The following is a 25,459-nucleotide window of genomic DNA, read 5'->3' as shown; positions in this document are numbered from 1 at the left end:
CATGTCCGACCAGCAGGAGTTCGACGTCGTCGTGGTGGGTGCCGGCATCAGCGGCATCGACATCGGCTATCGACTGCAGACGAGCAACCCTGACCTGAGCTACACCATCCTGGAGGGCCGCTCCTCGATCGGTGGCACCTGGGACCTGTTCAAGTACCCCGGGCTGCGGTCCGACTCGGACATGTACACCCTCGGCTTCCCGTTCGAGCCGTGGCAGGGTGAGCGCTCGATCGCGGGCGGTGACGACATCCTCGCCTACATCAAGCACACCGCGAGCAAGTACGCCATCGACCAGCACATCCAGCTCGACACCATGGTCCGGGGCATCTCCTGGTCCTCGGAGCAGGAGCGCTGGACGGTGCGGGTCGACCGGGCCGACGGGCCGGGCGAGGTGCGCGCGAAGTACGTCTACTTCGCCTCCGGCTACTACAGCTACGAAGCGCCCTACACCCCGCCGTTCCCCGGGCGGGAGACCTTCCGCGGGCAGGTCGTCCACCCGCAGTTCTGGCCCGAGGACCTGGACTACCGGGGCAAGAAGGTCGTGGTCATCGGGTCCGGCGCGACGGCCGTGACCCTGGTGCCGGCGCTCGCCGAGCGTGGCGCCGGGCACGTGACGATGCTGCAGCGCACCCCGTCGTACATCCTGCCGCTGCCGGGCGCCGACCCGGTCGCCAACCAGATGCGCGCGCGGATGAGCAACAAGCAGCGGGCGTACACCCTGACGCGGTGGCGCAACATCGTGCAGACGCTCGGCTTCTACCAGTTCTCGCGACGGATGCCGAAGGTCGCGACGAAGGTGCTCACCTCGGGGCCACGGGTCGCGCTGCGCGGCTCGGAGGCGTACGACCCCAAGCACTTCCAGCCGCCGTACAAGCCGTGGGACCAGCGCGTGTGCATCATCCCCGACGGCGACCTGTTCCGGGAGCTGAAGAAGGGCAACGCCGAGATCGTCACCGACACGATCGCCGAGTTCGTGCCCGAGGGCATCCGCACCGGCTCCGGCCAGCTGATCGAGGCCGACATCATCGTCACCGCGACCGGCCTGCAGATGCTCCTCGGTGGTGGCGCCGACGTCGAGATCGACGGCGAGCAGGTCGACCTGTCGAGGCACTTCGTCTATCGCGGCTGCATGCTGGAGGGCGTGCCCAACGCGGCCCTGTCGATCGGCTACACCAACGCGTCGTGGACGCTGCGCTCGGACCTGTCGGCGCAGTTCTTCTGTCGCGTCGTCAAGCACACCGAGAAGGGCGGCTTCGCCGCGTTCGTCCCGCGCGTCAAGGGTGCGCCGCTGCGGTCGCTCTCGGTGCTGGACCTCACGTCGGGCTACGTGCAGCGGCTGGTCGCGACCTTCCCCAAGCGCGGCGACCGCCGCCCGTGGATGGTCCGCCAGAACTACCTCCTCGACTCTCTCGAGATGCGCCGGGCGACCGTCGACTCCGAGATGGAGTACGTCCGTCCGGGCGAGCGACCCAAGCTCGGCAACGGCACCGCGGCCTCGGTGCCCGAGGACGCACCGCCCGTCGTCCCGGTCACCCCGCCGGCGGAGGCGCCGGACGAGGCGCCCGCGCTCGCCGGCTGAGGAGGCTCACGGAGCGAGACGCGTCGACTAAGCAAGCGCTTAGTGTGTGCCATCCTGGGGTGAACGCCCGAGGAGAGGAGCACCGCCGTGCCCGCACCCATGACCACCGATCAGCTGTTCGCTCTCGACACCCTGCTCGACGACGACGAGCGCGCGATCCGCGACGCGGTGCGCCGCTTCGTCGACGAGCGGATCAAGCCCGACATCGGCGAGTGGTTCGAGACCGGTGAGCTGCCCGCCCGCGAGCTCGCGCTCGAGCTCGGCAAGCTCGGTGTGCTCGGCATGCACCTCGAGGGCTACGGCGCCGCGGGCATGTCCGCGACGTCGTACGGCCTGGCCTGCCAGGAGCTGGAGGCCGGTGACTCCGGCATCCGCAGCCTGGTGTCGGTGCAGGGCTCGCTCGCGATGTACGCCATCCACGCCTACGGCTCCGAGGAGCAGAAGCAGGAGTGGTTGCCGCGGATGGCCGCCGGCGAGGCCATCGGGTGCTTCGGCCTGACCGAGCCCGACTTCGGCTCCAACCCGGCCGGCATGCGCACCCGCGCCAAGCGGGACGGCGACGACTGGGTGCTCAACGGCACGAAGATGTGGATCACCAACGGCTCGATCGCCGACGTCGCGGTCGTCTGGGCGCAGACCGACGAGAAGATCCGCGGGTTCGTCGTGCCCACCGACTCCGCCGGGTTCAGCGCCCCCAAGATCGGCAAGAAGCTGTCGCTGCGCGCGTCGGTCACCTCCGAGCTGGTGCTGGAGGACGTGCGTCTGCCCGGCAGCGCGGTGCTGCCCGAGGTGCAGGGGCTGCGCGGCCCGCTCGGCTGCCTCAACGAGGCCCGTTTCGGCATCGTGTTCGGGGCGATGGGCGCCGCGCGCGACTGCCTGCAGAGCGCGATCGAGTACGCCCAGGACCGCAAGGTCTTCGACAAGTCGCTCGCGGGTTATCAGCTCACCCAGGCCAAGCTCGCCGACATGGCGCTCGAGCTCGGCAAGGGCCAGCTGCTCGCGCTGCACCTGGGCCGGCTCAAGGACGCCGGCACCCTGCAGTCGGAGCAGGTGAGCGTCGGCAAGCTCAACAACGTGCGCGAGGCGATCCAGATCGCGCGCACATGCCGCACCATCTTGGCCGCCAACGGGATCACGCTGGAGTACCCCGTCATCCGGCACGCCAACAACCTCGAGTCGGTGCTGACGTACGAAGGCACCAGCGAGGTGCACCAGCTGGTCATCGGCAAGGCGCTCACGGGGGCGGAGGCCTTCCGCTGAGCGCGACCGAGCAGCCCGTGCCCACCATCCGGCCGCGCGTGGGCTACCTCGCGCTCGGCGGCACCATCGCCTCGATCCCCGACGAGCCCGGCGCGCCGAGCCGCCCGGGCCTCGGCGCCGCCCAGATCGCGGCGGCCGTGCCGGGCCTGACGGACGTGGCCGACGTCGCGGGCGAGGACCTGCTGCAGGTCAGCAGCGCCCGGGTGACGATGCCCGACCTGCTGCGGGTCGCGGCCCGCGCGCGCGAGCTGGTCGACGGCGGCGCCGACGGGGTCGTGGTGTCGCAGGGCACCGACAGCCTCGAGGAGAGCGCCTTCCTGCTCGACCTCGTCTGGGACCGCCCGGAGCCGCTGGTGCTGACCGGCGCGATGCGCGGCGCGAGCGTGGTCGGGGCCGACGGGCCGGCCAACCTGCTGGCGTCGGTGCGCACCGCCGTCTCGCCGCAGGCCCGCGACCTCGGCGTGCTCGTCGTGCTGGGCGACGAGCTGCACGCCGCGCGCTCGGTGCGCAAGGCGCACACCAGCAGCCCCGCTGCGTTCGTGTCGTGGCCGGGGCCGGTCGGCTGGGTGGTCGAGGACCGGGTGCGCGTCGCGCAGCGGCCGCACCGCCGCCCCGCGCTCCGCCTGCCCGACGCCGTCGAGGACGTGCCGCCCGTCGCCCTGGTGACGGCCACGCTCGGTGACGACGGCCGGCTGCTCGGCGCGCTGCCCGACCTCGGCTATCGCGGCGCCGTGATCGCGGCGTTCGGCGGCGGGCACGTGCACACCAGCTGGCTCGACCCGCTGCGCGCGCTCGTCGGGCGCATGCCGGTGGTGCTGGCCTCGCGCACCGGCGCGGGCGAGGTGCTGAGCCGCACCTACGGATACTCCGGCGGCGAGGTCGAGCTGCTCGAGATGGGGCTGGTGCGCGCCGGCGCCCTCGCACCGCTCCAGGCGAGGCTGCTGCTCCAGGCCGCCCTGCTCGCGGAAACCGATGTCGCACAAGCCTTCTCGACGCATGCCGGTGGCGAGCTGCGATGACCGGTGCACTCGAGGGCCTGGTCGTCGCCGACTTCGGGCGGGTGCTGGCGGCGCCCTACGCGACGATGCTGATGGCCGACCTCGGCGCCGAGGTGATCAAGATCGAACGGCCCGGCGCCGGTGACGACACCCGCGCCTGGGGGCCGCCGTTCACCGACGAGGGCGAGTCGACGTACTTCCTGTCGGTCAACCGCAACAAGTCCTCCCGCGTCCTCGACCTGCGCACCGACGAGGGGCGCGACGCGGCGCTCGCGCTGGCGGCCGAGGCCGACGTGGTGATCGAGAACTTCCTGCCCGGGGTCATGGACCGGCTCGGTCTCGGGCTCGACGACGTGCGCGCCGTCAACGACGACGTGATCTATTGCAGCGTCACCGGATTCGGCCGCGACTCACAGATGCCCGGCTACGACCTGCTGGTGCAGGCGATGAGCGGGCTGATGTCGGTGACCGGGCCGTCGCCCGACGAGCCGACAAAGGTCGGGGTGGCGCTGCTCGACATCATCACCGGGCTGCACGCGACCACCGGGATCCTCGCGGCGCTGCGGCACCGCGACCGCACCGGCGAGGGGCAGCGGGTCGAGGTCAACCTGCTGTCGTCGGCGCTGTCGGCCCTCGCCAACCAGGCGTCGGCCCACCTGCTGACCGGCGTCGTGCCCGTCGCGACCGGCAACGAGCACCCCTCGATCGCGCCCTACGCGCTCTATCGCACCGCCGACCGGCCGGTGATCCTCGCCGTCGGCAACGACCGCCAGTTCGCTTCTCTCGCAACCGAGCTCGGCGTCCCGCAGCTCGCGAGCGACGCGCGCTTCGAGACCAACGCCGCCCGGGTCGCGCACGCCGGCGAGCTCACCGCCGAGCTCGAGCGGCTGCTCGAGAGCGACGGGGCCGACGCGTGGTCGCAGCGGCTGCTCGCCGCGGGCGTGCCCTGCGGTCCGGTCAACACGCTGCCCGACGCGTTCGCCCTGGCCGAGCGCGTGGGCGCGCCGGCCGTGGTCGAGATCGATGGCGTACGCCAGGTGGCCAACCCGATCCGGCTCAGCGCCACCCCGGCGGACTACCGCCGCCGCCCGCCCCGCCTCGGCGAGGAGTGAGGCCGGCCGCTCACTCCGGCTGGTCGCCGGAGGCCTGCTCGCCCTGCTGCTGCTCGGCGACCTTGGCGCGCACGTCGTCCATGTCGAGCGCGCGCACCTGGGAGATGAGGTCCTCCAGCGCCGCGGGCGGGAGCGCGCCGGGCTGCGCGTGCAGCAGGATGCCGTCGCGGAAGGCCATCACGGTCGGGATCGAGGTGATGCCGAGCGCCGCGCCCAGCTGCTGCTCGGCCTCGGTGTCGACCTTGCCGAAGACGATGTCCTCGTGCTTGTCGGACGAGTCCTCGTAGACCGGCGCGAACTGGCGGCACGGGCCGCACCACGACGCCCAGAAGTCGACGAGCACGATGCCCTCGCCCTGGACGGTCTGCTGGAAGTTGTCGGCGGTCAGCTCTTGCGTTGCCATGGGTGCTCCTGCACTAGCGGTCACATTCGTCCACTCTGTACAACGAGCATGAACCATGCGCATTCCACACCTGTTGGTGGGCGGGGCCGCCGCGTCGCGCCACTAGGTTCACGAGAGTGACGACGACTCGGCGCGACGACGGGAACGGCAGCATCGCGGTCGCGGTCGGCATGTCGGCCGGTCCGCTGATCGCGCTCGGGCTCGCGCGGTTCGCGTACGCCCTCCTCCTGCCGCCCATGCGCGACCAGCTCGCGTGGTCCTACTCCGCGGCCGGGACGCTCAACACCACCAACGCCGCTGGCTATCTGATCGGGGCGCTCGCCGCACCCACGCTCGCGACCCGGCTCGGCGCGCGGCGCTGCTTCCTGCTCGGCTGCGCCGCCACCGCGCTGATGCTGCTGGCGACCGCCTCGACGAGCAGCTTCGCGCTGCTGCTGGTGATCCGGTTGCTCGCGGGCCTGTTCGGCGCGCTGAGCTTCGTGCTCGGCGCCGGCATCGTGGCCGAGGCCAGTCACCGCGCCAGCAAGGGGCGGGCCGCGCTCATGCTCGGGATCTACTTCGGCGGTGCCGGTCTCGGCATCGTGCTGGCCGGCCTGCTCGTGCCGGCGATCCTCGCGGTCACCGACGACAGCTGGCGCCTCGGCTGGGTGGCGCTCGCCGCCGTGGCGGCCGCGGCGACGGTCGTGGCGGCCTGGGCCTGCCGGCGTACGTCCGACCCGGCTCCTCCCGCGGCCGACGCCGAGCGCTGGGACCGGCGCTCGATCGCCCCCGTCGTCGCGGGCTACACCTGCTTCGGCATCGGCTACATCGCCTACCTGACGTTCGTGATCGCGCTGCTGACCGAGCGCGGGTTCAGCACGCCGCAGGTCGCCACGTTCTGGGCCGTGGTCGGGGTGGCCGCCGCGGCCAGCGGGCTCGTGTGGGGGCGGGTGCTCGGGCGGCTGCCCGGCGGGCGCGGCATGGCGCTGGTGATGGGGGTGCTCGCGCTCGGCACCGCGATGCCGGCGTGGAGCACCGAGCCGGCCCTGGCGTACGTCAGTGGTGCCCTGGTCGGCGGCACCTTCCTGACCGTCGTGACGGCAATGACGGTGGCGGTGCGCGAGGCGCTGCCGCAACCGCACTGGACCGCCGGAATGGCTTTCGCCACAGTCGGTTTCGGCCTCGGCCAGACCGTGGGGCCGGTGCTCACCGGGTGGGTCAGCGACCGGCTGGACAGCCTCACCTCCGGCTTGCTCGTCTCGGCCGCGGTGCTGGTGCTCGGCATCGTGCTCGCGCTCGCCCAACCCCGCCCGGCGACTGGCCCGGGGGCGGAGCGGTCCACCCTCTGAGGACCGTTGCTAGCGTGCGCCGATGCACGACGACGCTGCACTGCTGAGCGCCCAGGTCCAGGCCGAGCTCGACACCATCAAGGGCTGGTTCTTCCCCAGCGACCGACGCATCTTCTCCTGGCTGCTGGCCCGGCAGACCGAGCTCGGGGTGCACGGCAACCTGGTCGAGCTGGGCAGCTACCTCGGCAAGAGCGCGGTGCTCATCGGTGACTACGTGCAGCCCGGCGAGACCTTCACGGTGCTCGACCTGTTCGAGGGCGAGACCACCGATGCCGGCAACGCCGCCGAGCAGGCCGACTCCTACGCCACGCTCACCGAGCAGCGCTTCGCCGAGAACTACCTGCGCTTCCACCCGCAGCTGCCGACGGTCGTGCGCGACGTGTCGTCGGTCATCGTCGACCGGGTGCCGGCCGGGTCGTGCCGCTTCGTGCACGTCGACGCCTCGCACCTGTACGACCACGTCGCGGTCGACGTCGACTCCGCCCGCACCCTGCTCGGCGAGCAGGGGATCGTGGCGTTCGACGACTACCGCAGCGAGCACTGCCCCGGTGTCGCGGCCGCCGTGTGGGAGGGCGTGCTGGACAAGGGGCTGCAGGTCATCGGCGTCTCGGAGAACAAGCTCTACGCCACCTGGGGCGACCCCGAGCCGTGGCGCACCGCGCTGCTGGAGTGGCTGACCGACGACCAGAACGCCTGGGGCCAGCGGCTCGCGGTGTACGACCAGTCGATCGTGCGCGCCAAGGCGTGGTTCCCCCGGGCGATGCCACCGCCTCCCGCGCCTGCGGCGAGGCCGGTCGCCGCGCCGACGCCGGCGAAGGCGCCCGCGGTGGCCCCGAGCGCTCCCGGCTCGGGCGCGTCGGGCCCCAGCGCGCCGGGCGCGCGGCGGCCGGTCGCTGAGTCCGCTCCGGCGAAGGCGGGGGCTGCCGGCCAGCCGGCCGAGGACGTACGGCGGGAGGGGCGGGTCAAGCACCTCGCCAAGGACCTGCTCCCCCGGTCGTCTCCCGCCACCTCGCCCGCGGCCTGCGCGCCCGCCGCCGCTGAGTCCACCAAGCTGGTCGAGCGGCCCAAGGTGGTCGAGTAGGCCGGAGCGCAGCGGAGGCCGTATCGAGACCCCTCACCCCAACAAGCAGGTCGAGTAGGCCGGAGCGCCAGCGGAGGCCGTATCGAGACCACGTCACCACTCGCTGTGGTCACCGAAAGGCGCCGGGAAGCGGGAGCGGGTGCGTGGTTGGCCTGGTCTGGCGGCTCGCGGTGGCGACGTTCCTGACAGAGCCGGACGTTGTTGACACGGACTGGCGTTGTTGACAGGACTGCGTGCTGCAGCAGCCGTTTGTGTCAACAACGCCCTGTCGTGTCGAGATCGTGGGGTGCTGTCAGGACCGACCACTCTGGTGCCGTACGCCATCGGCGACTCGCGAGTCCGACGTCACCCCAGGCGTACTCACGCCTCCCGGCGCTTTTTGGTCACCACCGATCGTGGTGACGGGTCTCGATACGGGCTCGCCTAGCGGCTCGCCCTACCCTTCGATACGCGCTCGTCCCTCGCGCTACTCAGGGCGACGCTCGACCAGCTTGGTGGGGACTCGCTCCGGCCTACTCGACCAGCGTGGGGGAGCCGCTCGACCACCTCGGGCGGCCGCACTCTCAGCTCGCCGCGAGCCAGCGGCGCAGGCCGTGGTGGCCGCCGCGGCGCTCACCCCGCTGCATCGTCAGGACCGTGCTCGAGGAGAGCGTGCCGTCGACGACGAGGGGGCGGCGCTGGACGACCTGCATGCCGTGCTTGCCGAGCTCGGCGGCGAGGTCCCACGGATAGCTGTGCCGGCCGAGGTAGGCCGGCTCGTCGATGGTGACGATCATCGGCGCGAGGCGGGCGAGGGTGGCGAACAGCGCCACGCTGTCGGGGTGGGTGTGCAGCAGGGTGCGCACCGCGATCACCAGCGAGAAGCTGTCGTCGGGCAGCTCGGCGAGCAGCTCTTCGGCCGGGCCGACGAGCATCTCGACGTCGGCCAGCTGCGGGTGCAGCTCGCGCATCCGTTGCACCGCAAGGGGTTGATCTCCACGCCGGTCACGTTGGTGACGCCGTGGTCGACCAGCGCCGCCAGCGTGGCGCCGAGGCCGGAGCCGACCTCGAGCACCCTGTCGTCGGGGCCGAGGGCGCTGGCCTGGCGCAAGATCGCCTCGACCGACGCCTCGGTGAAGGGGAGCGGCTTGATCGGGCGCTCGGGGTCGGTCCAGAACATCCGCTGCTTGTGCAGCGACTGCATCGCCGGGCGCCGGACCAGGAAGCGCGACGTGGCGGGCGCGGCGGCGACGACCCGGTCGCGCAGCGGGCGCACCCGATGCTTCACCGTCTCGGTGGCTCGCCACCAGCCCCGCCTGATGTCCCGCATGCCGGCCAGTCAAGACCTGCGCTCCGGCGTGCCGCAACCGCACGCGGGTGACTCACAGAGGACTCCCAGCCGGCGCCGTACGGTGTGAGCCATGCCCTCATCGACCGTGTCCTGCCAGGTGTCCGACGGCGTCGCCCGCGTGCGGCTGGAGCGCCCCGACAAGCTCAACGCCCTCACCCTCGACACGCTCGACGAGCTGGTCGCCACCGCGCACCGGCTGCGGCGCGACCGGTCGCTGCGGGCCGTCGTGCTCAGCGGCGCGGGCCGCTCGTTCTGCGCCGGGCTCGACTTCGGCTCGGTCGCCGAGGACGGTCAGCTGGCGGTGCTGCGCCGGTTCGCGCCCCGCCCGTGGCGCGGCACCAACACCTTCCAGGAGGCCTGCTGGGCGTGGCGGCGGCTGCCCGTCCCCGTCGTCGCCGTCGTGCACGGGCACTGCCTCGGCGGCGGTCTGCAGATCGCGATGGGCGCCGACTTCCGCATCACCGCGCCCGACGCGCAGTGGTCGGTGCTCGAGGGCAAGTGGGGGCTGGTGCCCGACATGTCCGGGGTGCGCACGCTCGCGCAGCAGCTCGGTCTCGACGTCGCCAAGCGCCTGACGATGACCGGCGAGACGGTCTCGGGCACCGAGGCGGTCCGGCTCGGCCTCGCGACGCAGAGCGCCGACGACCCGGCCGCGGCCGCCGACGAGCTGGTCGACCAGCTGCTCACCCGCTCGCCCGACGCCGTCGCCGCCGCCAAGCGCCTCTTCGACACGCGCTGGAGCGCCAGCCCCCGACGTACGTTCGCGCGCGAGCGCTGGGAGCAGGCGGTGCTGCTGGCCGCGCCCAACACCGGGCGCATCCGCAAGGCCGCGCGCTCCTCGGCGCCGGCCCGGTTCAGCCCGCGCCTGCTCCCCTGAGGACACCAAGGGGTGGCGGCGTAGCGTCGGAGGCGACACCCGACCCGTCGCGAAGGAGCGTCATGAAGCTCGCCGAGCAGATCGTCCAGCAGCTGCAGCAGGCGGGGGTGCGCCGGATCTACGGGATCGTCGGTGACAGCCTCAACCCGGTGGTCGACGCGGTGCGCCGCACCGGCGGGTCCAAGGCCGGCGGGATCGACTGGATCCACGTGCGCCACGAGGAGGCCGCGGCGTTCGCGGCGGGCGCCGACGCCCAGCTCACCGGCGAGCTGGTGGCCTGCGCCGGCTCCTGCGGCCCGGGCAACCTGCACCTGATCAACGGGCTCTACGACGCCAACCGCTCGCACGCGCCCGTGGTCGCGATCGCCAGCCACATCCCGAGCAGCCAGATCGGTCAGGGCTACTTCCAGGAGACCCACCCCGACCGGATCTTCACCGAGTGCTCGGTCTACTCCGAGCTGGTCAGCACGCCCGCGCAGTCGCCCCGCGTGGTCGCCGCGGCCATCCGGCACGCGGTCGGCGCGCCCGGCGTCGCGGTCATCACCCTCCCCGGCGACATCGCCGACGAGGAGGCCACCGCCGACGCCCCGCTGTACGTCCCCGTCGAGCCGGGCGTGCTCCAGCCGCCGGCGTCGGTGGTCCAGCGCCTCGCCGACGCGATCAACGACTCCGACAAGGTCGCCCTGTTCGTCGGCGCCGGCGCCGCGGGCGCGCACGACGAGGTCATCGAGCTCGCCGAGAAGATCGGGGCGCCCGTCGGGCACACGCTGCGCGGCAAGGAGGTCGTGCAGTACGACAACCCCAACGACGTCGGCATGACCGGTCTGCTCGGCTACGGCGCCGCCGCCGAGGGCCTCGACGAGGCCGACCTGCTGATCATGCTCGGCACCGACTTCCCCTACGACCAGTTCCTGCCCGACGACGTGACGACCGCCCAGGTCGACACCGACGCGACGGTGATCGGCCGGCGTACGGCCGTCGACCTGCCCGTGCACGGCGACGTGCGCGCCACGCTGGCCACCCTGCTCCCGCTGGTCGAGGCCAAGCGCAAGCACCGCTTCCTCGACCAGATGCACAAGCGGCACGACAAGCTGATGAACAAGGCGGTCGGCGCCTACACCAAGAACGTCGAGCACAAGCAGCCGATCCACCCCGAGTTCGCCGCGTCGATCCTCGACCAGGTCGCGGCCGACGACGCGATCTTCACCGCCGACACCGGCATGGGCAACGTGTGGACCGCCCGATACCTCAACCCGCTCGGCACCCGGCGCCTCATCGGGAGCTTCCTGCACGGGTCGATGGCCAACGCGCTGCCGCAGGCTCTCGGCGCCCAGCTGGCCTACCCCGACCGGCAGGTCGTGTCGGTGAGCGGCGACGGCGGCCTCGCGATGCTGCTCGGGGAGCTGCTCACCGTGCGGATGTACGACCTGCCCATCAAGGTGGTGCTGTTCAACAACTCCACGCTCGGCATGGTCAAGCTGGAGATGCTCGTCGACAAGCTGCCCGACTTCGGCGTCGACGTGCCCGAGGTCGACTACGCCGCGATCGCCCAGGCGATGGGCTGGCACTCGGTGCGCATCACCGACCCGCGCAAGCTCGAGGCCGAGATGGCCGCGGCCTTCGCGCACGACGGGCCCGCGCTGATCGACGTCGTCACTGACCCGCTCGCGCTGTCGATCCCGCCGAAGATCTCCTCCTCGCAGGTGTTCGGCTTCGCGACCGCGATGAGCAAGATCGTGCTCAACGGCGGTGCGGGAGAGGCGATCTCGATGGCACGCTCCAACCTGCGCAACATCCCGCGCTGACACACTGCGGCCGTGGACTTCTTCTCCGCCTATCACCAGGGGTTCGCCCGGGTGGCGGCCTGCGCCCTGCCCGTGACGATCGGCGACCCCGCCGCCAACGCCCAGGCGATCCTCGAGCAGGCGCGCGCCTGCGACGAGCAGGCCGTGGCGGTCGCGGTCTTCCCCGAGCTGTCGCTGTCGGGATACGCCATCGACGACCTGCTCATGCAGCAGCCGCTGCTGGACGCGGTGCTCGACGCGATCGACACGCTCGTCGAGGCCAGCGCCGACCTGCTGCCGATGCTCGTGGTCGGTGCGCCGCTGCGGCACGGGTCACGGCTGTTCAACTGCGCGGTGGTGATCCACCGCGGGCGCGTGCTGGGGGCGGCGCCGAAGTCGTACCTGCCGAACTACCGCGAGTTCTACGAGAAGCGGCACTTCGCGCCGGGCGACGACCAGCGCGGGCAGACGATCTGGCTGCGCGGCGAGCCGGTGCCGTTCGGCCCCGACCTGCTGTTCGCGGCGAGCGACGTGCCGGGCCTGGTCGTGCATGCCGAGGTCTGCGAGGACGTGTGGGTGCCGATCCCGCCGTCGGCCGAGGCGGCGCTCGCCGGCGCCACGGTGCTGCTCAACCTGTCGGCCTCGCCGATCACCGTCGGGCGGGCCGAGGACCGCCACCTGATGTGCCGCTCGCTGTCCGCGCGCGGCAACGCGGCGTACGTCTACACGGCGGCCGGGCAGGGCGAGTCCACGACCGACCTGTCGTGGGACGGCATGACGATGGTGTACGAGTCCGGCGGGCTGCTCGCCGAGGGCGACCGGTTCTCGGCCGAGCCGCTGACGAGCGTCGCCGACGTCGACCTCGACCGCCTCGTGCAGGAGCGCATCCGGCAGGGATCGTTCGACGACAACCGCCGCACGTTCGCCGACCGGATCGACGAGTTCCGTTCTGTCGCCTTCGAGCTCGCGCCCCCGTCGGGCGACGTGGGGCTGCGGCGCAGCATCGACCGCTTCCCGTTCGTGCCCGACGACCCGGCGCGGCTCGCGCAGGACTGCTACGAGGCGTACAACATCCAGGTGCACGGCCTGGAGCAGCGGATGCGCGCCATCGGCGAGCCGAAGCTGGTCATCGGCGTCTCGGGCGGGCTCGACTCCACGCACGCGCTGATCGTGGCCGCGCGCGCGATGGACCGGCTGGGTCGTCCGCGGTCGGACATCCTCGCGTACACCATGCCCGGGTTCGCGACCTCGAGCAGCACCAAGAGCAACGCCCAGCGGCTGTCGGAGCTGCTCGGCGTCACGTTCAGCGAGCTCGACATCCGCCCGGCGGCGACGCAGATGCTCGCCGACATGGGGCACCCGGCGGGGCAGGGCGAGCCGGTCTACGACGTGACGTTCGAGAACGTCCAGGCCGGGCTGCGCTACGACTACCTCTTCCGGCTGGCCAACCACCACGGCGGGATCGTGGTCGGCACCGGCGACATGTCCGAGCTCGCGCTCGGCTGGTGCACCTACGGCGTCGGCGACCAGATGTCGCACTACAACGTCAACGCCGGCATCCCGAAGACGCTGATCCAGCACGTGATCCGCTGGGTCATCGCCGAGGGCTTCTTCGACGACGCGGTCGACGCGGTGCTGGAGGAGATCGTCGAGCAGGAGATCAGCCCCGAGCTGGTGCCGAGCGGCGACGACGCGAAGCCGCAGTCGACCGAGGAGAAGATCGGGCCGTACGCCCTGCAGGACTTCACCCTGTTCCACGTCCACCGGCAGGGTGCGCGGCCCAGCAAGATCGCCTTCCTCGCCCACCACGCCTGGCGTGACGCCGAGGCGGGGGAGTGGCCGCCCGGTTATCCCGAGGATCGACGAATCTCCTACGACCTCAAGGAGATTCGCCACTGGCTCGTGGTGTTCCTGACGCGCTTCTTCGCCAACCAGTTCAAGCGGTCCGCGCTGCCGAACGGTCCCAAGGTCGTCGGCGGCGGGTCGATGTCGCCGCGGGGCGACTGGCGCATGCCGTCCGACGCCGCGGCCGCGACCTGGCTGGCCGAGCTGGACCGGGAGCTGCCGGAGTCGTCCGTGGAGTGACCGCGAGGGGGCCTGGCGAGTCGCCGGAGCCTGTGGTTAGTCTGCCCTAAGTAACTTAAGGCTTGCCTAAACAGGTGAGCCGCGCAGACCGACCCGGACCGACCTCACGGAGACTCGATGCACCGCCGTTCCTTCCTCGCGCTCGTCTCGGCGACCGCCGCCGCCACGACGCTCGCCGCCTGCCAGACCGGCCCGTCCGGAGACAGCGGCGCCTCGGCGTCGTCGCCCTCGGGTGCCGGCAGCAGCGGCTCCGCGGCAGGTGCCTTCCCGGTCACCATCAAGCACGCGCTCGGCAGCACCACGATCGAGCAGAAGCCGACGCGGGTCGCGACCCTCGGCTGGTCCGACGCCGACATGGTGCTGGCGCTCGGCGTCGTGCCGGTCGGCTGCCCGAAGATCACCTGGGGCGGCAACAAGAACGAGTCCACCGACTCCTTCGACAAGGCGCTGGCCAAGATCGGCGGCCAGCAGCCCACCCGCTACAGCGACGCCGACGGCGCCCCCGTCGACGAGATCGCCAAGCTGCGCCCCGACCTGATCCTTGCGACCAACTCCGGCGTCACCAAGGAGGAGTACGCCCGCCTCTCCAAGATCGCGCCGGTCGTCGCCTACCCGGGCGAGGCGTACGGCACGTCCTGGCAGGACGGCGTGAAGCTGGCCGGGCAGGCGCTCGGCCTGGAGGGCAAGGCCAAGCAGGTCACCGCCGCGACCGAGAAGGCGATCCGCGACGCGGTCGCGAAGTACCCCGCGATCAAGGGCAAGACCGCCTCGTGGCTGATGATCCAGCCCACCGACCTGAGCAAGTTCGCGGCCTACACCACGCTCGACAACCGTCCGCGCATGCTGGAGAACCTCGGGATGAAGAACGCCCCGATCGTCACCCAGCTCAGCAAGGGCAAGAAGACGTTCTCGGTCGACATCTCCTCCGAGAAGGCCTCGACCCTCGACGCCGACGTCGTCGTGTTCTACATCGAGAAGCCGGGCGAGGAGAAGACCTTCACCAGCCACCCGCTCATCGGCCAGATCCCGGCGCTGAAGGACGGCGCCTACGTCGCGACGCTGGAGCCGGGCGAGAGCTACTTCATGTCGAGCCCGACGCCGCTGACCATCCCCGAGGGTCTCCCGCGCCTGCTGCCGAAGCTGCAGGCGGCGGCCACCAAGGCCAAGTAGTCCGGTGACGGCGACGATCGACGCCCCGACGACCCCGGCCACGCCGGCGGTCGCGAGCGCGCGCGGCTCGTCCGCGCGGGCGTACCTCGTGGTCGTGGGGGTGGGGGCGTTGGTCGTCGCCGCGGCGGCGCTGCTGTCGCTGGCGGTGGGCGCGGTGGCGCTCAGCCCGGGCGAGGTGCTGCGCAGCCTGTTCGGCTCGGCCGGGCAGAGCACGGACGCGCTCGTCGACGCGCGCGTGCAGCGCACCCTGGTCGGCATCCTGATCGGGGGCTCGGTCGCGGTCTCGGGTGCGGTGATGCAGGGGGTCACCCGCAACCCGCTGGCCGACCCGGGCATCCTCGGCGTCAACTCCGGCGCCGCGCTCGCGGTGATCCTCGGGATCTACTGGGCCGGGATCTCGACGCTGCCGGCCTACATCTGGCTGGCCGTGCTCGGCGGGTCGGTCGCCGCGGTCGCGGTGTACGCCATCGCGAGCCTCGGCCCGCGCGCCAGCCAGCCGGTGACGATGGCGCTGGCCGGTGCCGCCGTCACCGCCGCCGCCAGCAGCATCATCGCCGGGATCATGGTCACCTCCGACGAGGTGCTCGACACCTTCCGCTTCTGGCAGGTCGGGTCGGTCGCCGGGCGTGACGTCGACGCGATCGTGCCCGTGCTGCCGATGTTCCTCGTCGGCCTGCTGCTGTGCCTGGCCTCCGGCCCGATCCTCAACGCGCTCGCGCTGGGCGACGACATGGCCAGCGCTCTCGGGCAGCGGGTGCGCCTGGGGCGCCTGGTCGCCTCCTTCGGTGCCGTCCTGCTGTGCGCCGGGGCCACCGCGGTCGCCGGGCCGATCGGCTTCGTGGGCCTGGTCGTGCCGCACGTGGTGCGCCTGGTCGTCGGGCCCGACTACCGCCGGGTGCTCGTCGGCTCGATGTTCGGCGGGCCGGCGCTGCTGCTGCTCGCCGACACCGTCGGCCGGGTCGTCGCGCCGCCGGCCGAGATCTCGGTCGGCATCGTCACCGCCCTGATCGGCGCGCCCGCGCTGATCTGGCTCGTGCGCCGGGTGCGGACCTCGTGATGGCCGCCGTCCCCGCGACCGCGTTGGAGGCGCCCGAGACCGAGCCCGCCCGCGCCCTGGAGGTCGTGCGCGACGTCCGCCGGCGCGTACGCCGTCGTGCCGTCCTCGCGTTCGTCGCCGTCGGCCTGCTGTGGTTCGTGCTGTTCGCGGCCCGGGTGCTGCTCGGCGACTACACCGTCACCGCGCCCGACTTCGTGCGCATCGTGCTGGGCGAGGACATCCCGGTCGCGTCGTTCCTCGTGATGGAGTCGAAGCTGCCGCGCGCGGTCGTCGGCACCCTCGCCGGCATCTCGTTCGGGGTGTCCGGCGCGGTGTTCCAGTCGATGCTGCGCAACCCGCTCGCCAGCCCCGACGTGATCGGCGTGAGCATGGGCGCCTCCGCCGCGGCGGTGATCGGGATCCTGTGGTTCGGCCTCGAGGGCGGCCCGGTCGCGCTGCTCGCCATCGCCGGCGGACTGCTCGTCGCGCTCGCGGTCACCGTGCTGTCGGGCAGCCGCGGCACCGCCACGATGAAGCTGATCCTCATCGGCATCGGTCTCGCGGCGGCGCTGCAGTCGCTCGTGCAGTGGGTGTTCATCACCGCCGACGTGCGGCAGGCGAGCGACGCCCTGGTCTGGCTCACCGGCAGCCTCAACATGGCGACCTGGACGGAGATCGGGCAGGTGGCCCTCGCGGTGCTCGTGCTGCTGCCGGTCGTCGCGGTGCTGGTGCCGCGGCTGCGCGTGCTCGAGCTCGGCGACGACGCGTCGCAGGGCCTCGGCGTGCGGGCCGCCCCCACGCGCCTGGCGCTGATGTGCACGGTGGTGCTGATGATGGCGATCACGACCTCGGTGGTCGGGCCCATCGCGTTCGTGGCGCTGCTGTCCGGCCCGATCGCGCGCCGGCTCAACGGCGGACGCACCGCCATCGCCCTGGCCGGGGTCGTCGGCGCCTGCATCGTCGTGGCCGCCGACTACGTCGGGGCCTACGGCGTCGGCGACGACAACCTGCCCGTCGGGGTCGTGACCGGCATCGCCGGCGCGCCCTTCCTGCTCTGGCTGCTCGTGCGCAGCCGCCGTGTGATCAAGGACGGATGAGATGACCATGACCGACTCCTCCTCGACACCGCAGGCCCGGCGGGCCCGGGGGCGACGGACGTACGCCCGGCCGTGACCGACGCCGACGTGCACCGCTCGGTGCGGGCCGACGCGGCCGGCGCCAGTCGGCTCGCGGCGCGGCAGGTGACGCTGGGCTACGGCGAGCGGCCGGTCGTCGAGGGCCTCGACGTGTCGGTGCCGACCGGGCGGATCACCGCGATCGTGGGGTCCAACGGGTGCGGCAAGTCGACGCTGCTGCGCGGCCTGTCGCGGCTGCTGAAGCCGACCGCCGGGCAGGTGCTGCTGGACGGGAAGTCGATCCACGACCGATCCACCAAGGAGGTCGCGCGCGTCGTCGGGCTGCTGCCGCAGTCGCCGATCGCGCCTGAGGGGATCACCGTCACCGAGCTGGTCAGCCGCGGCCGGCACCCGCACCACGGACTGCTGCGGCAGTGGTCGCGCGCCGACGACGAGGCCATCGCCCGGGCGCTGGAGCTCACCGGCACCACCGAGCTGGCCCACCGTGACGTCGACGCGCTCTCCGGCGGTCAGCGCCAGCGCGTCTGGATCGCGATGGTGCTCGCGCAGCAGACCGACCTGCTGCTGCTCGACGAGCCGACGTCGTTCCTCGACATCGCGCACGCCGTCGAGCTGCTCGACCTGGTGACCGACCTCAACGGTCACGGCGCCACCGTGGTGATGGTGCTGCACGACCTCAATCTCGCCGCGCGCTACGCCCACCACGTCGTCGCCATGTGCGACGGCCGGATCGTGCGCGAGGGCACGCCCGCCGAGGTCGTCACCGCCGACGTCGTCGAGGAGGTCTTCGGCGTGCCGTGCCAGGTGGTGGACGACCCGGTCGCCGGCAGCCCGCTGGTGGTCCCGATCGGCCGGCACCACCGCGGCTGAGCGGGGACGCTCCCGGGCGCACGGGTCGGCGGTGGTCCGGCGGGGGTGCGCCGGGCTCGCCTGGGTCGGAGGGGTCACGGGTCGGCGGTGGTCCGGCGGGGGTGCGGTGGGGCGCACTGTTCGGCGGTGGTCCGCGGGGGCGTACGCCGGGCTCGCAGGGGTCTCGCGTGCGTCGCAGGGGTCACGGGTCGGCGGTGGTCCGGCGGGGGTGCGGTGGGGCGCACTGTTCGGCGGTGGTCCGCGGGGGCGTACGCCGGGCTCGCAGGGGTCTCGCGTGCGTCGATGGGGTCACGGGTCGGCGGTGGTCCGGCCGGGGGTGCGGTGGGGCGCACGGTGCGGCGGTGGTCCGCGGGGGCGTACGCCGGGCTCGCCTGCGTCGATGGGGTCACGGGTCGGCGGTGGTCCGGCGGGGGTGCGGTGGGGCGCACGGTTTGGCGGTGGTCCGCGGGGGCGTACGCCGGGCTCGCCTGCGTCTCGCGTGCGTCGCAGGGGTCACGGGTTGGCGGTTGTCCGCCGGGGGGTGCGCTGGGGCGCACGGTTTGGCGGTGGTCCGCGGGGGCGTACGCCGGGCTCGTCGGTGTGGTCGAACTCACCCCGCCACGGTTAGGCCGCGGAATACTTGCGACGTAGAATAGTTCTACATCGAATAACTCGAAGTAGAACAAGCGCAGCAAGGAGTGACGAGGCATGACCCTCGCGAAGACCATCCGCACCCGACGTCAGCTCGCTCGCAACCGCCGCGCGCTCGCCCAGGCCATCTCCGACGCGTCGAGCCCCTCGATGCGCGCCGACCTGATCGCCGCGGCCCAGCGCCAGGGGTTCTGAGTCAGCACTGACGCAACCGGCCTCCGTCCCACTCGGGCGGGGGCCTTCTGCATGCCTCAGAGGTCGAGCAGCCCCCGGATGTCGTCGGCAGTGATCGCGCTGCTCAGCGCGCCGCCCGAGCCGAGCACCCGGTCGAACAGGTCGCGCTTGCGCTGCTGCAGGGCGACGACCTTGTCCTCGACCGTCCCCTCCGACACCAGCCGATAGACCATGACCTGCCGGGTCTGTCCGATGCGGTGGGTGCGGTCGATGGCCTGCGCCTCGGTGGCGGGGTTCCACCAGGGGTCGAGCACGAAGACGTAGTCGGCCTCGGTGAGGGTGAGCCCCGTGCCGCCCGCCTTGAGCGAGATGAGGAACGCCGCGGCGTCGCCCTCTTGGAACGCCCGCACCTGCTCGCTGCGCTCGGTCGCGGACATGGCGCCGTCGAGGTAGCAGGTCTCGAGCCCGGCCCGGTGCAACGCCTGCTCGGCGATGCGCAGGTATCGGGTGAACTGGCTGAACACCAGCGCCCGGTGTCCCTCGGCCGCGACCTCGCGCAGGTGCTCGACGAGCGCGGCGACCTTGGCGGAGGTGCCGACGTCGGAGTAGGAGTCGTCGATCAGGGCCGGGTCGAGCGCCAGCTGCCGCAGTCGGGTGAGCGAGGCGAGGATCGCGACGCGGTTGGCGTCGGGGTCGCCGAGCAGCCCCAGCACCCGCTGGCGCTCGCGCTGCAGGTGCTGGTCGTAGATGCGGGCGTGGGCCGGGGCCAGCGGCACGTGCGTCACCTGCACCTGCTTCTCGGGCAGGTCGGCCGCGACCTCGGCCTTGGTGCGGCGCATCATCAGCGGCCGGATGCGCCGCCGCAGCTGGTCGAGCAGCTCGGGCGCGCGGCCCGACTCGATCGGCCGCCGATAGCTCACCGTGAAGTCGTCGGGACGCGGGTAGAGCCCGGGAGCGGTGATCGACAGCAGCGACCACAGGTCCATCAGCGAGTTCTCCAGCGGGGTGCCGGAGATGGCCAGCCGGAACGGCGCCCGCACCTGCCGGACCGCTTGATAGGTCTTGGAGTGGTGGTTCTTCACCGCCTGCGCCTCGTCGAGCACCAGCCCGCGCCACGGCAGCGCGTGGAACTGCTCGTCGTCGAGCCGGAGCACGGCGTACGACGTCACCACCACGTCCGCGCCCGCCACCACCTCCTCGAGCGGCTCGCGACGCTTCCTGTGGGTCTGGGTGACGGCGACGACCCGCAGGTCGGGGGTGAACCGCGCGGCCTCGTCGACCCACGCCCCGACCACCGACGTGGGGGCGACCACCAGCACCGGGCCGGCGTCGCCGCCGACCTCGCCGAGCTCGCGGGCGCGGGCGACGGTGGCCAGGGTCTGCAGCGTCTTGCCGAGGCCCATGTCGTCGGCGAGCACCCCGCCGAGGCCGGCGTCCCACAGCGTCGTCAGCCAGGCGTAGCCGTCGAGCTGGTAGGGACGCAGCTCGGCCCGCAGCCCCTGCGGCGGGTCGGGCGGGACCAGCTTGTCGAGCTGGCGCAGCCGCTCGACGGACTGCTCCCACGCCTGGGCCTGCTCGCCCACGACCCCGAGGTCGACCAGCTCCTGCCAGAGCCCGACCTGGAACCGGTTGATGCTGGTGCCCGACTCGCGGTCGGCCAGCTCGCGGGCCTCGCCGATCAGCGTGCGCAGCCGCTGCAGCGCCGGCCGGTCGAGCCGGAAGTAGGTGCCGGAGTCGAGCAGCATGAACTCCTCGTCGCGCGCCAGCGCGGCGAACAGCGCCTCGAACGGCACCTCCTCGCCGTCGACCGTGACGTCGACGTGCAGGTCGAACCAGTCGGCGTCACCGCCCTCGGACTCGCTCGTGCCGATCTCGATGAGCGGCTCGGCGGTGGACTCCTCGTAGGCCGGGAGGTCGTCGGCGACCTCGATCTCGACGTCGTCGAGCAGGGCGAGCCGGTCGAGCGAGGCGGTGAGCCGCACCGCGTCGATGCCGGTGAGGGTGACGACCGCGGCCGGCCAGTGCCCCAGCCCGCCGACCAGCTCGTAGAGCCCCAGCGGGTGCAGGTGCTCGTGGAGTCGCTGGACCAGGGTCTGCTCGTCGTGCCGGCGGCGCACGGGCGAGGCCTCCCCGAGGCTGGTCGGCACCCGGGTGGGGCCGTAGCCGAAGAACTGCTGCACCACCACGTGCCCCGGCCTCAGGTCGCCCACGTGCAGCTGCAGCCGCAGCGGCTGGGCGCCGGCCCGCTCGGCCCGCGTCGTGCTTCCGTCGGACGAGCGCCGCCGCACCGGGGCGTGCCGCTCGAACGCCGGCAGGAAGTGGTGGGTGAAGGTGTCGGCGTCGCGCGAGGGCACCTGCACCGGCGGCATGCGCAGCAGCGCGAGCGCCAGCGGGTCGGGGTCGGGGGCCAGCGGCCCGAGCAGCAGCTCGCCGTCGTGCACCCCGATCACGCCGTGCGCCGGGTCGCCGAGCAGGTGCACCTCGGCGCCGGCGGGGAAGCCGTCGACGACCGCGGTCACGTCGAGCGCCCCCGAGGGGTCGTTGGCGACCTCGACGTCGAGCCGCGCGGGCTCGTGCAGCAGCCGCACGGTCTTGGTCGTCACGGCGGTGCGTCCGACGAGTCGGGACCGTTGCTCGGGCTCGAGCAGCACGCCGCCGGCGAGCACCTCGCGCAGCATCGGCCACACGATCGGCGGCGCGTCGTGCAGCGTCAGCGGCTGCGCGCCGGAGGTCCACTCGCCGAGCGCCGCGGCCCGGGCGAGCGCGAGCAGCAGCTCCTGCTGCGGTCCGTCGGCGCGCACCCGGGCGCCGAGGTTGGCGAAGTCGGGGCGCAGCACCTCGCCCCAGCCGTACGTCTGGTGCCAGCGGCCCGTGCGGGTGCGCCGGCTCGGCCGCACCTCGACGTCGACCACCGGTGGGCGGCCGGCGGGCCCCGGCCGGTGCTGCAGCAGGAACAGCAGCCCCAGCTGCTCGGGCTCGGGGTGGCCGACCGCCGCGGCGCGCTCGGCGCGACTCAGCACCGACTGCAGCTCGGACCGCCACCGCGCCCCGGGTCGGCCTGCTCGACCAGCTCCTCGCGCACCGCGAGCAGCACCGCCGCGACGTGCTTGCACGACGTCGTGACCGGGCAGCTGCACCGCCCGCTCCAGCGCGGCTCGCCGTCGAGGTCGCCGTCGCTCGCGATCATCGTGGAGTAGGGCGTCGGACGACCGCCGGCCACCACGCCCAGCAGCATCCGGCCCTGGTCGCCGGTGGTGACCGAGCGCACCCGCTCGGCGTCGACGTATCCCTGTCCGCGCTCCAGCGCCGGGGTGCCGCAGGCGCGGGCGATGGCGTCGTCGGTGACCCGAGTGACCCACTCGGCTCCCCGCACGTCGTACGCCCGTTCCACGTCTTCGACGGTAACCGCGACCACCGTCAGTCCCCGGGACCTGCGCCGGCCTGTGGACGGCGAGCCCGGTCACGACCGGCCTGTGGACGATCGCCACGCACTCCGGCGGCACAGGGGCTCAGCGGCGGGAGTAGGTCTTCCCCGCCTGCGTCGAGCCGAGCAGCTCCGACACCGTCACCAGCGTGTAGCCCTTCTTCTGCAGCGCGTCGATCAGCGCCGGCGCCCCGTCGACCGTGCTGCGGTGGATGTCGTGCATGAGCACGATCGACCCGGGCCGCACCGCGCTCGTCGCGTCCTTCGGCAGCCGGCCGGGGTCGCGGTACTTCCAGTCCAGCGTGTCGACGTCCCACAGCACCTCGGCCATGCCCAGCTCTCCGGACACCTTGTCGACCTGCGCCGTGCGCGCGCCGTACGGCGGCCGCACCAGCCGCACCGGCGTGCCGGTGAGCTGCGACAGCGTCTGGTTGGTGCGCGACAGGTCGCTGCGCAGCGCGCCGGGCGTCATGGCGGTGAGCTGCTCGTGGCCCCAGGAGTGCGACCCGATCTCCATGCCGGCGCTCTTGACCGACCGCACGACCTGCGGATAGCGGCTGGCCTGCTCGCCCAGCATGAAGAACGTCGCCCGGGCCCCCTTGCTGCGCAGCGTCGACAGCAGCCGCTCGGTGTGCGCGCCGGGGCCGTCGTCGTACGTCAGCGCCACGCACCGCTCGACCGTGCAGTCGACCGGTCGTGCGGTGGTCGACGGCGTCGGCGTCGTCGGAGGAGCGGTGGTGCTCGTCGTGGGCCGGCCCACCGCCGTCGGCTTCACCGCCGCGTCGCGAGCGGCGCTGCCCTGCTCGGACAGCAGCGCGTCACCGACCGCGCGGGGCAGCACCACCGACACCGCGCCCTCGGAGTAGGGCGCGACCTCGCCGGGCTCGAACCCGACCCACATGCGTCCGTCGCGCAGGAACGCGATGGCCGGGCCCGCGCCCTCGGGCGCCTCCGGCTCGGCCAGCCGGGCCTTGAGGTCGTCGGGGTCGGCGCGCTCGCCGAGCCGGCGGGTGACCTCGGACGACAGGCGCGACCAGGCGTCGCCGCGCACCAGCCCGCGGGCGGGGATCCGGCGATCGGCGGCGACGTCCCACCACACGAAGGTGTCGAGATCGACCGTCGACGCGCCGGAGAGCTCCATCCGCGACAGGCGCACCCCCACCACCTGCGGGCTCGCCCCGATGAGGCGCCAGTCGCCGTTGAGCTCGGCGCTGGTCGGGCTCTTCGCCGGGCCGTAGTCGGAGCGGAACGTGCTCGCGGTGCGGTCGCGCTGCCCCACCAGCCAGCGGGTGAGCCCGGGCGTCTGCGGGATGCGGGGGACCGACAGGCTGATCCGGTACGTCTGGTCGGTCACCGCGTCGTCGCTCACCCCCGGCGTGAGCTCGGCGGGCAGGTTGGGCAGCGGGTCGCCCGGCGTGAGCGGCGTCGGCGACGGCGTGCCCGGGCCCGTCGTGGAGCCGGTGCCCGGGGTGGCCGTCGGTCCGGTGGACGACGTCGACCCGGCCGGGTCGGGGGTGTCGGCCGTGCAGGCGGCCGAGGCGAGCAGGGTCAGCGCGGTGAGGCCGGCGAGCAGACCATGCCGGCGGGGACGGTGAAGCACCGGGCAACCATAGGCACCCGGCGGTCAGCCGTCGTGGGCGGCCGTCCGACGCCGGTCGTGCTCGCGGTCGAGCGCCTTGAGACCGCGCCGGGTCGAGGTGCGGCCGGTGCGCAGCAGCGACCGCCGCAGCGACAGCGGACCCTGCGCGGGAGCCTCGAGCCGGCCGTCGAGGGCGTCCTGCAGCATGCTGGCCACGGTCTCCTCGGCGTCGTGCCGGTTGGCCCCGATGCCGCCCTGCGCGCCGCGCTTGGCCCAGCCGACGACGTACGTGCCCGGCAGCGCCTCGCCGCCGGTGTCGTCGAGCACCCGCCCGGCGTCCTGCGGGATGCGGCCCTGCACCGGGTCGAACGGCAGACCCTCGATGGGTCGCACCCGAAAACCGTTGGCGCGCACCAGCATCCGCGACGGCGTCTGCCAGGTGCCCTCGGCGCTGCCGGTGTGACGCAGGGTCAGCTCGCCGTCGCCGACCGACTCGACCGCGGCGTCGAAGGCCAGCACCAGGCGTCGCCCGGGCGCAGGCTCGGACGCCCAGTCGAGGTCGACCACCGGCAGCTCGCGCAGCACGCTCAGCCGCGGCTCGGTGATGGCCGCGACGGTCTCCTCGACCCCGACCGAGCGGGCGATCACGACCTCGGCGTCCATCGACTCGGGGAGCATGAGCAGCTCGGGCCGGGTGAAGGCCGCGTGCTGCGGGCCGCGCCGCGCGAGCAGCACGACCTCGCGGATCGCGCTGCGCTCGAGCTCGGCCCGGGCAGCGTCGCTGACGTCGCTGCGGCGCAGCACGTCGGGCGTGGCCAGCAGCACGCGCGCCACGTCGAGCGCGACGTTGCCGTTGCCGACGACGACGACGCGCTCGGAGTCCAGCCGCACCGGCGCCTGGTCCTCGTGGCCGGTGAACCAGCGCACCAGCTCGGCGGCGGTCACCACGGCCGGCGAGTCCTCGCCGTCGATGCCGAGCTCGGGGTTGTCGCCCGCGCCGGTGCCGTAGACCACCGCGTGGTGGTGGCGGGTCAGCTCCTCGTGGGTGATGTCGCGACCGACCTCGACCCCGAGGTGCACGGTCGTGCGCGGGTGGCGATAGACCCAGCGGAAGGTGTCGACCATCCCGCGGGTGCCGGTGTGGTCGGGCGCGACCCCGGCGCGCAGCAGCCCGCCCGGGGCCGAGCGCCGCTCGATCATGGTGATCACGCAGTCGGTGGTGGTGAGCAGGTGCCGGGCGGTGTACGACGCCGCGGGCCCGGTGCCGACGATCGCCACCCGCAGTCGCCCGCCGTCCTTGTCGGAGGCGTGCGTGAAGGCCGGCGCGGTCCACTCGGTCTCGGTCCGGTGGTCCTTGTAGAACTCGGCGTTGATCTCGACGAACCGCTTCTCGCGGCCCACCAGCGAATCGGCCGGGCGGGCCGCGCCGACCGGGCACGCGTCGAGGCAGGCGCCGCAGTCGATGCACACGGAGGGGTCGACGTACAGCGTGTCGACGTGGCCGAAGTCGGGCTCGTCGGGCGTGGGGTGGATGCAGTTGACGGGGCACACGGACACGCAGGAGGCGTCCGCGCAGCAGGACTGCGTGATCACGAAGGTCATG

At 73.0% G+C, this 25,459-nt stretch carries 21 protein-coding genes; 14 read left to right on the top strand and 7 right to left on the bottom strand.

The features are described 5' to 3' along the window. The first annotated feature begins 1 nt into the window (after window position 1). From QUE40_RS16420 to QUE40_RS16405, 4 genes are all read left to right on the top strand, one after another. The gene (locus QUE40_RS16420) at window positions 2-1,579 is read left to right on the top strand and encodes a flavin-containing monooxygenase (protein ID WP_289231635.1); all 1,578 of its coding nucleotides are present in this window, start codon (window positions 2-4) and stop codon (window positions 1,577-1,579) included. Window positions 1,580-1,678: 99 nt separating this feature from the next. Continuing rightward, window positions 1,679-2,839, top strand: coding sequence for an acyl-CoA dehydrogenase family protein (locus tag QUE40_RS16415; RefSeq protein ID WP_289233111.1), 1,161 nt, complete (start codon window positions 1,679-1,681; stop codon window positions 2,837-2,839). 17 nt (window positions 2,840-2,856) lie between these two features. Then, window positions 2,857-3,858 carry an asparaginase gene (locus QUE40_RS16410; protein WP_289231634.1) on the top strand — a complete coding sequence of 334 codons (1,002 nt, stop codon included), beginning with the start codon at window positions 2,857-2,859 and terminating at the stop codon, window positions 3,856-3,858. Further along, window positions 3,855-4,949 carry a CaiB/BaiF CoA transferase family protein gene (locus tag QUE40_RS16405; protein ID WP_289231633.1) on the top strand — a complete coding sequence of 365 codons (1,095 nt, stop codon included), beginning with the start codon at window positions 3,855-3,857 and terminating at the stop codon, window positions 4,947-4,949. Before QUE40_RS16410 ends, QUE40_RS16405 begins: the two co-directional genes overlap by 4 nt. Before the next feature lie 10 nt (window positions 4,950-4,959). On the opposite strand, the gene trxA is transcribed toward QUE40_RS16405, so the two are convergent. Further along, entirely contained in the window at window positions 4,960-5,352 is a 393-nt protein-coding gene (gene trxA, locus QUE40_RS16400) for a thioredoxin (protein WP_142007003.1), read from the bottom strand. Between the two features lie 116 nt (window positions 5,353-5,468). Between trxA and QUE40_RS16395 the strand changes: the two genes are divergently transcribed. Then, on the top strand, window positions 5,469-6,680 hold the full coding sequence (locus QUE40_RS16395; RefSeq protein WP_289231632.1) for a YbfB/YjiJ family MFS transporter: 1,212 nt from the start codon (window positions 5,469-5,471) through the stop codon (window positions 6,678-6,680). Window positions 6,681-6,702: 22 nt separating this feature from the next. Next, window positions 6,703-7,761 carry a class I SAM-dependent methyltransferase gene (locus QUE40_RS16390; protein WP_289231631.1) on the top strand — a complete coding sequence of 353 codons (1,059 nt, stop codon included), beginning with the start codon at window positions 6,703-6,705 and terminating at the stop codon, window positions 7,759-7,761. 563 nt (window positions 7,762-8,324) lie between these two features. On the opposite strand, the gene QUE40_RS16385 is transcribed toward QUE40_RS16390, so the two are convergent. Together QUE40_RS16385 and QUE40_RS16380 are read right to left on the bottom strand one after the other, a co-directional pair. Beyond that, window positions 8,325-8,711, bottom strand: coding sequence for a class I SAM-dependent methyltransferase (locus tag QUE40_RS16385; RefSeq protein WP_289231630.1), 387 nt, complete (start codon window positions 8,709-8,711; stop codon window positions 8,325-8,327). Continuing rightward, window positions 8,612-9,070 (bottom strand): hypothetical protein, encoded by a 459-nt coding sequence (locus QUE40_RS16380; protein ID WP_289231629.1) that lies wholly within the window; start codon window positions 9,068-9,070, stop codon window positions 8,612-8,614. The genes QUE40_RS16385 and QUE40_RS16380 overlap by 100 nt, the downstream gene beginning before the upstream one ends. 91 nt (window positions 9,071-9,161) lie before the next feature. Between QUE40_RS16380 and QUE40_RS16375 the strand changes: the two genes are divergently transcribed. The 8 genes from QUE40_RS16375 to QUE40_RS16340 all read left to right on the top strand — a co-directional run bounded on the left by QUE40_RS16375 (window position 9,162) and on the right by QUE40_RS16340 (window position 18,874). Next, on the top strand, window positions 9,162-9,968 hold the full coding sequence (locus tag QUE40_RS16375) for a crotonase/enoyl-CoA hydratase family protein (protein ID WP_142006999.1): 807 nt from the start codon (window positions 9,162-9,164) through the stop codon (window positions 9,966-9,968). Window positions 9,969-10,030: 62 nt separating this feature from the next. Continuing rightward, entirely contained in the window at window positions 10,031-11,773 is a 1,743-nt protein-coding gene (locus QUE40_RS16370; protein ID WP_142006998.1) for a pyruvate dehydrogenase, read from the top strand. Window positions 11,774-11,785: 12 nt separating this feature from the next. Then, complete coding sequence (locus QUE40_RS16365) at window positions 11,786-13,837, top strand: NAD(+) synthase (protein ID WP_289231628.1); 2,052 nt, start codon at window positions 11,786-11,788, stop codon at window positions 13,835-13,837. Window positions 13,838-13,954: 117 nt separating this feature from the next. Next, window positions 13,955-15,007 (top strand): iron-siderophore ABC transporter substrate-binding protein, encoded by a 1,053-nt coding sequence (locus QUE40_RS16360; RefSeq protein WP_289231627.1) that lies wholly within the window; start codon window positions 13,955-13,957, stop codon window positions 15,005-15,007. A 4-nt stretch (window positions 15,008-15,011) separates the two neighbouring features. Continuing rightward, the gene (locus QUE40_RS16355) at window positions 15,012-16,064 is read left to right on the top strand and encodes a FecCD family ABC transporter permease (RefSeq protein ID WP_142006995.1); all 1,053 of its coding nucleotides are present in this window, start codon (window positions 15,012-15,014) and stop codon (window positions 16,062-16,064) included. After that, entirely contained in the window at window positions 16,064-17,140 is a 1,077-nt protein-coding gene (locus QUE40_RS16350; protein ID WP_289231626.1) for a FecCD family ABC transporter permease, read from the top strand. Before QUE40_RS16355 ends, QUE40_RS16350 begins: the two co-directional genes overlap by 1 nt. A 72-nt stretch (window positions 17,141-17,212) precedes the next feature. Next, a complete protein-coding gene (locus QUE40_RS16345) occupies window positions 17,213-18,049 on the top strand; it encodes an ABC transporter ATP-binding protein (protein WP_289231625.1) in 837 nt (278 codons plus the stop codon). Window positions 18,050-18,736: 687 nt separating this feature from the next. After that, the gene (locus QUE40_RS16340) at window positions 18,737-18,874 is read left to right on the top strand and encodes a hypothetical protein (RefSeq protein ID WP_170206891.1); all 138 of its coding nucleotides are present in this window, start codon (window positions 18,737-18,739) and stop codon (window positions 18,872-18,874) included. A 56-nt stretch (window positions 18,875-18,930) separates the two neighbouring features. Here QUE40_RS16340 and QUE40_RS16335 read toward each other — a convergent pair whose 3' ends face one another. The 4 genes from QUE40_RS16335 to QUE40_RS16320 form a co-directional block, all read right to left on the bottom strand. Beyond that, window positions 18,931-21,873 carry a DEAD/DEAH box helicase gene (locus QUE40_RS16335; RefSeq protein WP_289231624.1) on the bottom strand — a complete coding sequence of 981 codons (2,943 nt, stop codon included), beginning with the start codon at window positions 21,871-21,873 and terminating at the stop codon, window positions 18,931-18,933. Beyond that, window positions 21,867-22,244, bottom strand: a complete 378-nt coding sequence (locus QUE40_RS16330; protein WP_289231623.1) for an SWIM zinc finger family protein — start codon at window positions 22,242-22,244, stop codon at window positions 21,867-21,869. The genes QUE40_RS16335 and QUE40_RS16330 overlap by 7 nt, the downstream gene beginning before the upstream one ends. Window positions 22,245-22,362: 118 nt before the next feature. Then, window positions 22,363-23,877 carry a polysaccharide deacetylase family protein gene (locus QUE40_RS16325; protein ID WP_289231622.1) on the bottom strand — a complete coding sequence of 505 codons (1,515 nt, stop codon included), beginning with the start codon at window positions 23,875-23,877 and terminating at the stop codon, window positions 22,363-22,365. A gap of 24 nt (window positions 23,878-23,901) precedes the next feature. Further along, on the bottom strand, window positions 23,902-25,458 hold the full coding sequence (locus QUE40_RS16320; RefSeq protein WP_289231621.1) for a 4Fe-4S binding protein: 1,557 nt from the start codon (window positions 25,456-25,458) through the stop codon (window positions 23,902-23,904). Between the last annotated feature and the right edge of the window lies 1 nt (window position 25,459).

The sequence above is a fragment of the Barrientosiimonas endolithica genome (genome assembly GCF_030296655.1).
In the GTDB taxonomy this organism is placed as follows: Bacteria; Actinomycetota; Actinomycetes; order Actinomycetales; family Dermatophilaceae; genus Barrientosiimonas; species Barrientosiimonas humi.
Note: the sequence above shows the minus strand (reverse complement) of the source record. Positions and strands in the feature narration are given on the sequence as shown.